The 13,817-nt window shown below is 44.8% G+C and carries 15 protein-coding genes; 13 read left to right on the top strand and 2 right to left on the bottom strand.

Annotated elements, in window-relative coordinates; genetic code table 11:
* Window positions 1–92 precede the first annotated feature (92 nt).
* The 11 genes from spo0F to NSQ12_RS19620 all read left to right on the top strand — a co-directional run bounded on the left by spo0F (window position 93) and on the right by NSQ12_RS19620 (window position 10,640).
* A complete protein-coding gene (spo0F, locus tag NSQ12_RS19670; RefSeq protein ID WP_003227621.1) occupies window positions 93–467 on the top strand; it encodes a sporulation initiation phosphotransferase Spo0F in 375 nt (124 codons plus the stop codon).
* Window positions 468–647: 180 nt separating this feature from the next.
* Window positions 648–1,505, top strand: a complete 858-nt coding sequence (locus tag NSQ12_RS19665; protein ID WP_003243339.1) for a class II fructose-bisphosphate aldolase — start codon at window positions 648–650, stop codon at window positions 1,503–1,505.
* A gap of 119 nt (window positions 1,506–1,624) precedes the next feature.
* Window positions 1,625–2,263: a fructose-6-phosphate aldolase gene (gene fsa, locus NSQ12_RS19660; protein ID WP_003227626.1), complete on the top strand. Its 639-nt coding sequence runs from the start codon at window positions 1,625–1,627 to the stop codon at window positions 2,261–2,263.
* A gap of 378 nt (window positions 2,264–2,641) precedes the next feature.
* Window positions 2,642–3,931 carry a UDP-N-acetylglucosamine 1-carboxyvinyltransferase gene (locus NSQ12_RS19655; RefSeq protein ID WP_003227628.1) on the top strand — a complete coding sequence of 430 codons (1,290 nt, stop codon included), beginning with the start codon at window positions 2,642–2,644 and terminating at the stop codon, window positions 3,929–3,931.
* Window positions 3,932–3,961: 30 nt separating this feature from the next.
* Window positions 3,962–4,927, top strand: coding sequence for a class II fructose-bisphosphatase (gene glpX, locus NSQ12_RS19650; protein ID WP_003242962.1), 966 nt, complete (start codon window positions 3,962–3,964; stop codon window positions 4,925–4,927).
* 214 nt (window positions 4,928–5,141) lie between these two features.
* A complete protein-coding gene (locus NSQ12_RS19645) occupies window positions 5,142–5,303 on the top strand; it encodes a hypothetical protein (protein ID WP_003227632.1) in 162 nt (53 codons plus the stop codon).
* Window positions 5,304–5,333: 30 nt separating this feature from the next.
* Window positions 5,334–6,617, top strand: coding sequence for a transcription termination factor Rho (gene rho / locus NSQ12_RS19640; RefSeq protein WP_003221939.1), 1,284 nt, complete (start codon window positions 5,334–5,336; stop codon window positions 6,615–6,617).
* Window positions 6,618–6,735: 118 nt separating this feature from the next.
* Window positions 6,736–6,936, top strand: coding sequence for a 50S ribosomal protein L31 (gene rpmE / locus NSQ12_RS19635; protein WP_003151132.1), 201 nt, complete (start codon window positions 6,736–6,738; stop codon window positions 6,934–6,936).
* 88 nt (window positions 6,937–7,024) lie between these two features.
* A complete protein-coding gene (locus NSQ12_RS19630) occupies window positions 7,025–7,612 on the top strand; it encodes a thymidine kinase (RefSeq protein ID WP_014478269.1) in 588 nt (195 codons plus the stop codon).
* A gap of 289 nt (window positions 7,613–7,901) precedes the next feature.
* Window positions 7,902–9,599, top strand: a complete 1,698-nt coding sequence (gene malS / locus NSQ12_RS19625; RefSeq protein ID WP_003244309.1) for an oxaloacetate-decarboxylating malate dehydrogenase — start codon at window positions 7,902–7,904, stop codon at window positions 9,597–9,599.
* Window positions 9,600–9,680: 81 nt separating this feature from the next.
* Complete coding sequence (locus tag NSQ12_RS19620) at window positions 9,681–10,640, top strand: AEC family transporter (RefSeq protein WP_003242497.1); 960 nt, start codon at window positions 9,681–9,683, stop codon at window positions 10,638–10,640.
* 33 nt (window positions 10,641–10,673) lie between these two features.
* Here the strand turns inward: NSQ12_RS19620 and racA are convergent, their stop codons facing one another.
* Together racA and NSQ12_RS19610 are read right to left on the bottom strand one after the other, a co-directional pair.
* Window positions 10,674–11,228, bottom strand: coding sequence for a chromosome-anchoring protein RacA (gene racA, locus NSQ12_RS19615; RefSeq protein ID WP_003227642.1), 555 nt, complete (start codon window positions 11,226–11,228; stop codon window positions 10,674–10,676).
* Between the two features lie 121 nt (window positions 11,229–11,349).
* A complete protein-coding gene (locus NSQ12_RS19610) occupies window positions 11,350–11,736 on the bottom strand; it encodes a VOC family protein (protein WP_003227644.1) in 387 nt (128 codons plus the stop codon).
* A 125-nt stretch (window positions 11,737–11,861) separates the two neighbouring features.
* On the opposite strand from NSQ12_RS19610, the gene prfA reads away from it, so the two are divergent.
* Both prfA and prmC read left to right on the top strand, forming a co-directional pair.
* Window positions 11,862–12,932, top strand: coding sequence for a peptide chain release factor 1 (gene prfA / locus NSQ12_RS19605; protein ID WP_003227645.1), 1,071 nt, complete (start codon window positions 11,862–11,864; stop codon window positions 12,930–12,932).
* A gap of 1 nt (window position 12,933) precedes the next feature.
* Window positions 12,934–13,800, top strand: coding sequence for a peptide chain release factor N(5)-glutamine methyltransferase (gene prmC, locus NSQ12_RS19600; protein ID WP_021480814.1), 867 nt, complete (start codon window positions 12,934–12,936; stop codon window positions 13,798–13,800).
* Window positions 13,801–13,817 lie beyond the last annotated feature (17 nt).

The following is a 13,817-nucleotide window of genomic DNA, read 5'->3' as shown; positions in this document are numbered from 1 at the left end:
TAGACTATTATAATTAAAGGAAATAGGAAAATCAAACAGAATACATACAATACTGCTTACTTTTGACGAAAATCATAATATTGGGGTGTAAAATGATGAATGAAAAAATTTTAATCGTTGATGATCAATACGGCATTCGTATTTTGCTAAATGAAGTGTTCAATAAAGAAGGCTACCAGACGTTTCAGGCTGCGAACGGCCTGCAGGCGCTTGACATTGTGACAAAAGAACGGCCCGACCTTGTGCTTTTGGACATGAAAATTCCCGGCATGGACGGAATCGAAATCTTAAAACGGATGAAGGTCATTGACGAAAACATCCGGGTCATTATCATGACGGCATACGGAGAGCTCGACATGATCCAGGAATCGAAGGAATTGGGCGCTCTGACGCACTTTGCCAAGCCGTTTGACATCGACGAAATCAGAGACGCCGTCAAAAAATATCTGCCCCTGAAGTCTAACTGACAAAAAGAAGAAACAAATGAATCATGTCATTATGTTGCCGATTTGTCGAAAAGTTGGTATCCTAGTTATGGAGAAAAAGCGATCTGAGTATTTACATATGACAGCAATATATGGGTCATGCTAGGGTGGAAAGCTTTTTTCGCTAGAAGACAATCAGGCTACATAAGGAGGACATTCGACATGCCTTTAGTTTCTATGACGGAAATGTTGAATACAGCTAAAGAAAAAGGGTACGCTGTAGGACAATTTAACTTAAACAACCTTGAGTTTACTCAAGCGATTTTACAAGCAGCTGAAGAAGAAAAATCTCCAGTGATCCTTGGTGTTTCCGAAGGTGCGGGACGCTACATGGGCGGCTTCAAAACAGTCGTTGCTATGGTAAAAGCACTTATGGAAGAGTACAAAGTGACAGTTCCTGTTGCGATTCACTTAGACCACGGTTCAAGCTTTGAATCTTGTGCGAAAGCGATTCATGCAGGTTTCACATCTGTAATGATCGACGCTTCTCACCATCCATTTGAAGAAAACGTAGCAACAACTGCTAAAGTTGTTGAGCTTGCTCATTTCCACGGAGTATCTGTAGAAGCTGAGCTTGGAACAGTAGGCGGACAAGAAGATGACGTTATCGCTGAAGGCGTAATCTACGCTGATCCTAAAGAGTGCCAAGAGCTTGTTGAGCGCACTGGCATCGACTGCCTTGCACCTGCATTAGGTTCTGTTCACGGCCCTTACAAAGGTGAGCCAAACCTTGGATTCAAAGAAATGGAAGAGATCGGAAAATCAACTGGTCTTCCGCTAGTTCTTCACGGCGGTACTGGAATTCCGACTGCTGACATCAAAAAATCAATTTCACTTGGTACAGCTAAAATCAACGTGAATACTGAAAACCAAATTTCTTCTGCAAAAGCTGTTCGCGAAACATTGGCAGCTAAGCCTGACGAGTACGATCCACGTAAATACCTTGGACCAGCTCGTGAAGCGATCAAAGAAACAGTTATCGGTAAAATGCGTGAATTTGGTTCTTCAAACCAAGCTTAATTCAATTGGAACTTTTTATAGCCGCCTGACAGCTTGACAGGCGGTTTTCCGTCTATCTTTAGAAAGCGCAATCATATTCGCAGTTCAGAAAATTTCTTAATCAGGGAGGCTTTTTGAAAATGTTATTCTTTGTTGATACAGCCAATATCGATGAAATTAGAGAAGCGAATGAATTAGGAATTCTCGCCGGTGTAACGACGAATCCTAGTTTAGTAGCAAAGGAAGCTAACGTATCATTCCACGACCGTCTTCGCGAGATCACAGACGTCGTGAAAGGGTCTGTAAGCGCAGAGGTTATTTCTTTGAAAGCTGAGGAAATGATCGAGGAAGGAAAAGAACTGGCGAAGATCGCTCCGAACATTACGGTGAAAATCCCAATGACGTCTGACGGTTTAAAAGCGGTAAGAGCACTTACTGACTTAGGCATCAAAACAAACGTTACATTGATCTTCAATGCCAACCAGGCGCTTCTTGCTGCCAGAGCGGGGGCAACATATGTATCTCCATTCCTGGGACGTTTAGATGACATCGGCCACAACGGGCTTGACCTGATTTCAGAAGTTAAACAGATTTTTGACATTCACGGCCTTGACACGCAAATCATTGCAGCGTCAATCCGCCATCCGCAACACGTGACAGAAGCTGCTCTTAGAGGGGCTCATATCGGCACAATGCCGCTGAAAGTCATTCATGCGCTCACTAAACACCCGTTAACAGACAAAGGAATCGAACAATTCCTGGCAGACTGGAACAAATAATGAAAGGGGCGGCAAACAGCTTTATGCCTGTTTGCCGCGGCCTTTGTATTTCACCGACCTGATACAGCGGATCTTCAGATGCTGACGCCGCTTTACAGAGAAGGAATCATTGGGCTGCAGAAGCTGATATCGGAATGAAGGGTATGCGTACTGCTTTTGCCGGATGACGACGATGTCTCTCGAGCCGGCGGGTCTCTGTGCATCTTTTGAAACCTGTACCCCCCAAAGCTTCGCTATTTTCTTCCTGATATTTTACAATGTGTTGTATTCTTTCTCTTCGAATTGGCTAGATTTTGGACATGAGCTTTATTTGCAGAGACAGAATAAAATGACATTTTATTTAGCTCCGCAGCTATCTTCTTATGGAAGGAGACTATCATGGAAAAGTTGAATATTGCCGGCGGTGACTCGTTAAACGGTACAGTACATATCAGCGGCGCTAAAAACAGCGCTGTTGCGTTAATACCTGCAACCATTTTGGCAAATTCCGAGGTGACAATTGAAGGGCTTCCAGAGATTTCAGATATTGAAACGCTGCGTGACCTGTTAAAGGAAATCGGCGGCAACGTGCATTTTGAGAATGGGGAAATGGTTGTTGACCCTACGTCGATGATCAGCATGCCGCTTCCTAATGGGAAAGTAAAAAAGCTTCGCGCGTCATATTATTTAATGGGGGCGATGCTTGGCCGCTTCAAGCAGGCGGTCATTGGATTGCCTGGCGGCTGTCACTTAGGGCCCCGTCCGATTGATCAGCATATCAAAGGCTTTGAAGCACTCGGAGCTGAAGTAACCAATGAACAAGGCGCCATTTATTTGCGAGCTGAAAGGCTGAGAGGCGCACGGATTTATTTAGATGTCGTAAGCGTTGGGGCAACGATTAACATTATGCTCGCCGCTGTTTTGGCAGAAGGGAAAACGATCATCGAAAACGCTGCCAAGGAGCCTGAGATCATTGACGTCGCGACATTGCTTACCAGCATGGGCGCCAAAATCAAAGGTGCGGGCACCAATGTGATTCGAATCGACGGCGTGAAGGAACTGCACGGCTGCAAGCATACGATCATTCCGGACAGAATTGAGGCCGGGACATTTATGATTGCAGGGGCTGCAATGGGCAAGGAAGTCATTATCGATAACGTCATTCCCACTCATCTAGAGTCGTTAACGGCAAAGCTGAGAGAAATGGGCTATCATATCGAAACAAGCGACGACCAGCTTCTCATTGTCGGCGGGCAGAAGAACTTAAAGCCGGTTGACGTTAAAACCCTCGTATACCCGGGGTTTCCGACTGATTTACAGCAGCCGATGACGGCGCTACTGACAAGGGCGAAAGGGACGAGTGTCGTCACAGACACCATCTACTCGGCAAGATTCAAGCACATTGATGAGCTGAGACGAATGGGTGCCAATATGAAAGTAGAAGGCAGATCTGCCATCATCACAGGTCCTGTCGAGCTTCAAGGCGCAAAAGTGAAGGCGAGTGATCTGCGTGCCGGAGCCTGCTTGGTGGTAGCCGGACTGATGGCTGATGGCGTCACGGAAATTACGGGACTGGAGCATATTGACCGCGGATACAGCAGCCTTGAGAAGAAGCTTGAAGGGCTTGGAGCGACAATTTGGCGTGAAAGAATGACTGACGAAGAAATAGAACAGCTTCAAAATTCATAATGGTTTCTTGTGAGAGGAGATCGTGTTGAAATGGAAAGAAGTTTATCAATGGAATTGGTACGTGTGACCGAAGCTGCGGCATTGGCATCAGCAAGATGGATGGGCCGGGGAAAAAAAGATGAGGCTGATGAAGCGGCAACAAGTGCAATGAGAGACGTTTTTGATACAGTGCCGATGAAAGGGACCGTTGTAATCGGTGAAGGGGAAATGGACGAAGCGCCAATGCTGTATATCGGGGAAAAACTCGGAAACGGGTACGGACCTCGCGTTGATGTCGCAGTTGACCCTCTTGAAGGCACAAACATCTTAGCAAGCGGCGGCTGGAACGCGCTGACGGTTATCGCGGTCGCAGACCATGGCACGCTTCTGAATGCTCCTGACATGTATATGCAAAAAATCGCAGTCGGTCCGGAAGCGGTGGGCTGCATTGACATCGAAGCACCTGTCATTGACAACCTTAAAGCGGTGGCAAAAGCGAAAAACAAGGACGTTGAGGACGTCGTTGCCACAATTTTAAACCGTGAAAGACACGCAAAAATCATTTCCGAGCTTCGTGAGGCCGGCGCCAGAATCAAATTGATCAATGACGGCGATGTCGCAGGCGCCATCAACACGGCTTTCGACCACACGGGCGTTGATATCCTGTTCGGATCAGGCGGCGCTCCTGAGGGTGTTCTTTCCGCTGTTGCGCTAAAAGCACTCGGCGGAGAAATCATTGGTAAACTTCTTCCGCAAAGCGAAGAAGAAATCACTCGCTGTCACAAAATGGGCCTTGATTTAAGCAAAGTCCTTCGCATGGAAGACCTTGTGAAGGGTGATGACGCGATTTTTGCAGCTACAGGGGTTACTGACGGCGAGCTGTTAAAAGGAGTTCAATTCAAAGGCTCTGTCGGTACAACTGAAAGCTTAGTTATCCGTGCAAAATCGGGCACTGTTCGTTTCGTTGACGGCAGACACAGCTTGAAAAAGAAACCAAATCTTGTAATCCGTCCATAACAAACAGAAAAAGCGGGTGTGAGCCCGCTTTAACTTTTGCAGAAAAGCGTCAACTCTATCAATTCCGTGTCAAAACCTTATTTCAGTTGAATAATTTTTTGAAATAAGGTAAAAATAAAGAGTGCTGCGAATTTTACTGCGTAATACCTTCTTTTAAGCACTAGGAAAGTTTCAATTTCTACCGCATACAGACGATATAAGTATTGATCTTCTCATGTTTTTGTCCTCGCTTCCTTCAAAACTCATTAAGACAATCCTTTTAACAAAAGCGCCGATCATGGGTGGAAGTGTTACCGATAGAAGTTCCTTTATGTTAAAAAAAGAATGTGCTTTGGCGGATGTTGTGCAAAAGCAGCAGATGACATGTTCAGAGTAAGATATTGACTATGAAAAGCGTGGTGTTTTTATGAAAGACGTATCTATTTCCTCTTTGGAAAATATGAAATTGAAAGAGCTTTATGAACTTGCAAGACATTATAAAATCTCCTATTACAGCAAACTGACAAAAAAAGAACTCATTTTCGCCATTCTGAAAGCGAATGCAGAACAGGAAGATCTGCTGTTTATGGAAGGCGTTCTTGAGATCATCCAGTCTGAAGGTTTCGGCTTTCTGAGACCGATTAACTACTCTCCAAGCTCAGAAGACATTTACATCTCAGCTTCACAAATCCGCCGTTTCGATTTGCGGAACGGAGACAAAGTATCTGGCAAGGTTCGCCCGCCAAAAGAAAATGAGCGTTACTATGGACTTTTGCACGTTGAAGCAGTAAATGGGGATGATCCCGAATCTGCAAAAGAGCGTGTGCATTTCCCGGCTCTTACGCCACTTTATCCGGATCGTCAAATGGTGCTTGAAACAAAGCCGAACTTCTTGTCTACAAGAATTATGGACATGATGGCGCCGGTTGGATTTGGGCAGCGCGGATTGATTGTTGCGCCGCCGAAAGCCGGAAAAACGATGCTGCTGAAGGAAATTGCCAACAGCATTACAGCGAACCAGCCTGAAGCAGAGCTGATCGTGCTTTTAATTGACGAAAGACCTGAGGAAGTAACCGATATCGAGCGCTCTGTAGCTGGGGATGTCGTCAGCTCAACGTTTGATGAAGTGCCGGAAAACCATATCAAAGTGGCCGAGCTTGTGCTTGAACGTGCGATGCGTCTCGTGGAACACAAAAAAGACGTCATTATCCTGATGGACAGCATCACACGGCTTGCCCGCGCCTACAACTTAGTGATTCCGCCAAGTGGAAGAACGCTTTCCGGGGGGATTGACCCAGCGGCGTTCCACCGTCCGAAACGCTTCTTTGGGGCTGCGAGAAATATCGAAGAGGGCGGCAGCTTAACCATCCTTGCTACGGCTCTGGTTGATACAGGTTCACGTATGGATGATGTCATTTATGAAGAATTCAAGGGAACAGGCAACATGGAACTCCATCTTGACCGCTCTCTTGCCGAGCGCCGCATCTTCCCTGCCATCGATATCCGCCGTTCAGGAACGCGCAAAGAAGAACTGCTTGTGCCTAAAGAGCATCTTGATCGTTTATGGTCTATCCGCAAAACGATGTCTGATTCACCTGATTTCGCAGAAAAGTTCATGAGAAAAATGAAAAAAACCAAAACAAACCAGGAATTTTTCGATATTCTCAATCAAGAATGGAAACAGGCAAATCTATCATCCGCAAGAAGGTAAATTGTATTTGCAAAAGAAGTAAATCACTGATATAATTTTCTCATATGCGTTTCGGACAATGCTCCGAAATAATAACTCTGTTTCCACACGGGATTCAGGGCGGAAGGAGATGGATACAATGAAAGCAGGAATTCATCCTAATTTCAAAAAAGCAACAGTTAAATGCGCTTGCGGAAATGAATTTGAAACAGGCTCAGTAAAAGAAGAGGTACGCGTTGAGATTTGCTCTGAATGCCACCCATTCTACACTGGCCGTCAAAAATTCGCTTCTGCTGATGGTCGTGTTGATCGCTTTAACAAAAAATACGGTCTTAAGTAATAATAGATTTCTCAACAGGCAAGCAGCAGTCTTGCCTGTTTTTTATATTGTCTAAAACACAGCTGGCAGAGAGAGGGGAGCGAAGCCTATGTACATAATGAAACAAAGCGGGTGGCTTGAGCTGATTTGCGGCAGCATGTTCTCGGGGAAATCTGAAGAGCTGATCAGAAGAGTGAAGAGAGCAACTTATGCCAAGCAGGAAGTCAGGGTATTTAAGCCTGTAATTGATAACCGATACAGCGAAGCTGCTGTTGTCTCCCATAATGGAACATCGATGACGAGCTATGCCATTTCGTCTGCTGCGGACATTTGGGATCACATCAGTGAAAGTACAGATGTGATTGCGGTTGATGAAGTGCAGTTTTTTGATCAGGAAATTGTTGAGGTTTTATCATCTCTTGCCGATAAAGGCTACCGTGTGATAGCAGCAGGCCTTGATATGGATTTTAGGGGAGAGCCGTTCGGTGTCGTCCCGAATATCATGGCGATTGCGGAAAGTGTGACAAAGCTGCAAGCCGTCTGTTCTGTTTGCGGATCACCGGCGAGCAGAACACAGCGCCTCATTGACGGCAAACCTGCTTCTTACGATGATCCGGTCATTTTGGTTGGTGCATCTGAATCATATGAAGCAAGATGCAGACATCATCACGAAGTCCCAGGTAAATCTAAAAAATAGTCCAAAACATGGGTATAAAGATAGAATGCACCGGCTAAAAACACCGGTGTTTTTTTTATATTCTGATAATATGCAATTAAAAAATTTAAATAAGTATATTAAAAAATTAAGTAATTTTCTTCCCTTGAATTTTGATTTTGACAGGCATACAATAGCTTACGTAATGTAAATAGTTTTGAGACATTGTTCGAATAATTGTCACAAAGTCGCATAAAGATCATGATCGGTCATATTTTAGATGGGTTATTACTTAACTTGGTTAACTATTTCAAGAAAGAAGGAGATTTGCTTGAATAACATAAAAAAAACGAAAGAAGGCCACTTAGAAACAACTCTTAGAGGAAAAGAAGTTTTATCTATTCCTACTTTAAATAAAGGCGTTGCTTTTTCACTAGAAGAAAGACAAGAACTCGGCTTAGAAGGGCTTCTGCCGCCAACTGTACTTTCTCTTGATCAACAAGCACAACGCGCGTACGAGCAATTCCAAGCGCAGCCTGACCGCCTTCGTCAAAATGTTTACTTAAGTGATCTTGCAAACCGTAACGAAGTTCTTTTCTATAAATTGCTGAAAAACCATCTTCGCGAAATGCTTCCTGTTGTGTACACGCCAACAGTTGGTGAAGCGATTCAGGAATACAGCCATGAATATAGAAGACCTCAAGGAATCTACTTGTCAATCGATAACATTGACGGTATTGAAAAAGCGTTTGAAAACCTTCATGCGACAGCAGGCGATATTGATCTTATCGTTGCTACTGACTCCGAAAGCATTCTCGGTATCGGTGACTGGGGTGTAGGCGGTATTAATATTGCAATCGGTAAATTGGCTGTCTACACTGCTGCAGCTGGTATTGACCCTAGCCGTGTTATCCCGGTTGTGCTTGATGTCGGTACGAACAACGAAAAACTTCTAAACGATCCTTTATATATTGGTAACAAGCATGAACGTGTTCAAGGTGAACGCTACGAAGCTTTCATTGACGCTTATGTAAAAGCTGCATTGAAATTCTTCCCTAAAGCGCTTCTTCACTGGGAAGACCTTGGCAACAAAAATGCACGCAACATCATGAAAAAATACAATCATGAAATCCTGACATTTAATGATGATATTCAAGGTACTGGTGCGATTACACTTGCAGGTGTGCTTGCCGCTATGAAGAAAACCGGCGCTTCTATTAAAGATCAGCGTGTTGTTATCTTCGGTGCTGGTTCTGCTGGTATCGGTATTGCTGACCAAATCCGTGACACAATGGTGCTAGCCGGATTATCTGAAGAAGAAGCTAACAAACGTTTCTACACACTTGATTACAGAGGCTTGCTGACTGAAGACATCGAAGGCATCCTTGATTTCCAAAAACCTTACCTTCGCAATGCGGATGAAGTGAAAGACTGGAAGCGCGATGAAAAAGGTCAAATTCCATTCGATGAAGTTGTTCGTCAAGCGAAACCAACAATCTTGATTGGTACTTCAGGGGTTTCAGGTGCATTCACAGAGGAAATTGTAAAAGAAATGGCATCTCACGTAGACCGTCCGGTTATCATGCCGATGTCTAACCCGACTCACCTTGCTGAAGCTGTTCCTGAAGATCTGTTCAAATGGACTGACGGAAAAGTGCTTATTGCAACAGGAAGCCCATTTGACAATGTAGAATACAACGGTGTTTCTTATGAAATCGGACAATCTAACAACGCATTCGCGTTCCCTGGTCTTGGACTTGGTTCAATTGTAGCTGAAGCGCGTATCATTACACCTGCTATGTTTGCTGCAACTGCTGATGCGATTGCTGAAATGGTTGATCTTGAAACACCTGGAGCAGGATTGCTTCCAAGCATTGATAAGCTTCAAGAGGTTTCTATCCAAGTTGCGATTGCCGTTGCTGAAGCAGCAATTAAAGACGGCGTGGCAAATCGTCAGCCTGAAGATGTGAAACAAGCGGTACTTGATGCAATGTGGACACCTGAATACAAAAAAGTCATCGCGAAATAATTAGCGAGTAAATTTTTCTGTCCGAGGGAAAGCTTTTTGTAAAGCTAAAGTATACGGACATAGGATTTGGAGGAGAATATTTTGAGCATCTTAGATATCTTAATCCTCCTGGCGCCGATCTTCTTTGTTATCGTGCTGGGTTGGTTTGCAGGACATTTTGGAAGTTATGATGCCAAGTCGGCAAAAGGGGTAAGTACGTTAGTAACGAAATACGCACTTCCAGCTCACTTTATCGCTGGTATTTTGACAACTTCCAGAAGTGAATTTTTATCACAAGTACCTTTAATGATTTCTTTAATTATTGGGATTGTTGGTTTCTATATCATCATTCTTTTGGTTTGCAGATTTATATTCAAGTATGATTTAACGAACTCATCTGTATTTTCTTTGAACTCTGCACAGCCGACATTCGCATTTATGGGTATCCCGGTATTGGGAAGCTTATTCGGAGCGAATGAAGTTGCGATTCCGATCGCGGTCACAGGTATCGTGGTTAACGCGATTCTTGATCCGCTCGCGATCATTATCGCTACTGTTGGTGAGTCTTCTAAGAAAAACGAAGAGAGTGGCGACAGCTTCTGGAAGATGACAGGAAAATCAATCCTGCATGGTCTTTGTGAGCCGCTTGCAGCTGCTCCGTTAATCAGTATGATCTTGGTGCTGGTTTTCAATTTCACTCTTCCTGAGCTGGGTGTTAAAATGCTTGATCAGCTTGGAAGCACAACATCTGGTGTTGCTCTCTTCGCTGTTGGTGTTACCGTTGGTATTCGTAAAATTAAACTCAGTATGCCGGCTATCGGTATTGCGTTACTAAAAGTTGCGGTTCAGCCTGCGTTAATGTTCCTGATTGCTCTTGCTATCGGACTTCCGGCTGACCAAACAACAAAAGCAATCCTTCTTGTTGCATTCCCTGGTTCTGCCGTTGCAGCCATGATTGCGACTCGTTTCGAGAAACAAGAAGAAGAAACTGCAACTGCGTTTGTGGTCAGTGCGATTCTGTCATTGATTTCACTTCCAATCATTATCGCGCTTACTGCGTAACAAAAAAAGCTCCCTTTAAGGGAGCTTTTTGCTTTAGGTTTGAAATTTGAACAGTGACAGCAGCGGTTTTTTTCTTGTTTTGGTTTTTTCAGAAGCAGCAGCAGTCTCGGGGATCGAATGAGCGGTGAATTCTTTCATTTGTGAGGTCAGTGATTGCAGATCTGCAAGAATATCATCGATTTCTCTGCGGTGCTGAAGCAGCTGGTAAGATACACCTTCATCGGCTTTTTGTTTCAGCTGGCGTTCCAGTTCCGACATCCTTGCCATCAATTCGCTTTCGTCCTGCCTTTGCTGTAAAAGGGTGTCCAGCTTTTGTTCAAGCTGCTCGATTCTTCGTTCTGTGTCGCTACTTGTTTTTTGGACAAGGAAGCCTGTGCGCTTTTTAGCGCTTTTCGGCAGATGAATATCCTGAATCGCCGTGCCTTCAGAGATTTGTTTTTGAACGGATTTTAGAACCTTCACGTCTTCTGCCGTGAACGAATAGTGTCCGAGCTCATTGCGTTCGGCCGGAAGATTCAGCTGCTTCACCCACCGCTGCACCGTTTTTGCGGAGACGCCGAGTTCACTTGCTACCATATTTGTATTCATGATCCCATACCTCCTTTTAAGCTAGGTATTCGACCATAGAATGCGGTTCCCTTCCCGTTAGACAAAACAAGAAAAGATTCGGCAAAGAAAGTGGGTATCTCCTTTTTTTCTTCAAAAACTGTTATTGTTCATACAGTTCTAATGGAAGCTGGTCAGGATCAAAAAAGAAGGTGAAACGCTTGCCGGTCAGCGGATCTGTTCTGATTGGCTCTGTTTCGATTCCTTTTTCATGAAGCTCCTGAACCGCCTTATCCAAGCTGCCGACTGTAAAGGCGAGGTGACGCAGGCCTGCGGCTTCAGGCCGGGTTTGTCGTTCGGGCGGATCGGGAAACGAGAACAGCTCAATGACATACGAGCCGTTAAGCGACAAATCAAGCTTATAGGAGCCGCGCTCTTCGCGGTACGTTTCTTGAATCACCTGAAAACCAAGCTTATGTACGTAGAAAGCTTTCGACTTTTCGTAATCTGAACATATGATTGCAATATGATGTATGGATTTCAGCAACATCATCCCTCCTCGAATTCCAGTATAGCAGAGGGAGCTTTTCCAGCTGGGATTGAAATGCTTTTGACTGGGGTTAATCACTATACTATAATGAGAATGTTACGCACAGGAAAACAGAGGTGAAGACCGTGTTAGACCGTTTAAAATCAATTGAAGAACGATACGAGAAATTAAATGAGCTTTTAAGCGATCCAGAAGTAGTCAACGATCCGAAAAAGCTAAGAGAATATTCAAAAGAGCAATCTGATATACAAGAAACAGTTGACGTATATAGACAATACAGAGATGCGTCAGAACAGCTGGCTGATGCAAAAGCGATGCTTGAAGAGAAGCTGGACGCTGAGATGCGCGACATGGTGAAGGAAGAGATTTCTGAACTTCAGAAGGAAACGGAAACACTGTCAGAACGGCTGAAGGTGCTCCTGATCCCGAAAGATCCTAATGACGACAAAAACGTTATCATGGAGATCCGCGGGGCTGCGGGAGGCGAGGAAGCCGCTTTATTCGCGGGCAACCTGTACAGAATGTATTCCCGTTATGCTGAGCTTCAAGGCTGGAAAACAGAGGTCATGGAAGCGAATGTAACCGGAACGGGCGGCTACAAAGAGATCATCTTTATGATTACAGGAAGCGGCGCGTATTCTAAACTCAAATATGAAAACGGCGCCCACCGCGTGCAGCGTGTTCCGGAAACGGAATCCGGCGGCCGTATCCATACATCCACTGCAACAGTGGCATGTCTTCCTGAGGCAGAAGAGGTAGAGGTTGACATCCATGAGAAGGATATCCGTGTCGATACGTTTGCTTCAAGCGGACCGGGCGGACAAAGCGTTAACACAACAATGTCTGCGGTTCGTCTGACTCACTTGCCGACAGGTGTAGTTGTATCATGCCAGGATGAAAAATCTCAAATTAAGAACAAAGAAAAAGCAATGAAGGTTCTCCGTGCCAGAATCTATGATAAATTTCAGCAGGAAGCCCAGGCTGAATATGATCAAACACGGAAATCAGCAGTCGGATCTGGTGACCGCTCTGAACGTATCCGCACATACAACTTCCCGCAAAACCGTGTGACGGATCACAGAATCGGTTTGACGATTCAAAAGCTTGATCAGATTCTTGAAGGAAAACTTGACGAAGTGGTTGAAGCGCTGATTGTTGAAGATCAGGCAAGCAAGCTTCAGCAGTCGGAAGGTTAAGATGAAGACGATATTCGAAGCCCTGAAATGGGCTTCTTCTTATTTAACCGAAGCGGGAAGAGAAGAAAATGCGGCCGAGCTCCTATTGCTTTATGATACCGGAATGGAGAGAAGCAAACTGCTCGCAAGCTTACAGGAACCGATTGGTGAAGACGAACTGTATCGCTTTAAGCGTCACGTTGAGATGCATAAAGAGGGCGTGCCGGTTCAATACATTATAGGAAAAGAGTTTTTTTATGGACGGGAATTTATGGTGAATGATGATGTGCTGATCCCGCGGCCGGAAACTGAAGAAGTTGTCTTTCATTTGCTTGAAAAATATCGGAGTGTCTTTTCTGAAGACGGCAAGCTCGAAGTTGTTGACGTTGGTACAGGGAGCGGCGCAATAGCCGTCACGCTTGCGCTTGAAAACCAAAGCTTTTCTGTGTCGGCGGTCGATATTTCGAAAGAGGCGCTGCAAGTCGCCTCTGCCAATGCAGAAAAACTCGGAGCAAATGTGCGCTTTTATCAGGGCGATCTGCTTGAGCCTTTTATTAAGGCGGGAAAAAAAGCGGATATCATTGTCTCAAACCCGCCATATATTTCAGAGGAAGAAATGGCTGATTTATCGGAAATTGTCCGTTTTCATGAGCCGCTGCACGCTCTCACCGATGGCGGAGACGGGCTGAAATTTTATAAGCGGTTTATGGAAGACATTCCGCTTGTCATGAAGGATAAAGTATTTGTCGTTTTTGAAATCGGCTGGAACCAGGGAGCGGCGGTCAAAGACCTGATCCTCAAGGCGTTTAAGGGAGCGGAAGTGGAAGTGCTGAAAGATATTAATGGAAAAGACAGAACCATATGCGCTCTGATTCATAAAAATAAATAAGCAGCTTGCTGGCGAGT

The sequence above is a fragment of the Bacillus sp. PS95 genome (assembly GCF_037963565.1).
GTDB lineage: Bacteria > Bacillota > Bacilli > Bacillales > Bacillaceae > Bacillus > Bacillus subtilis.
Note: the sequence above shows the minus strand (reverse complement) of the source record. Positions and strands in the feature narration are given on the sequence as shown.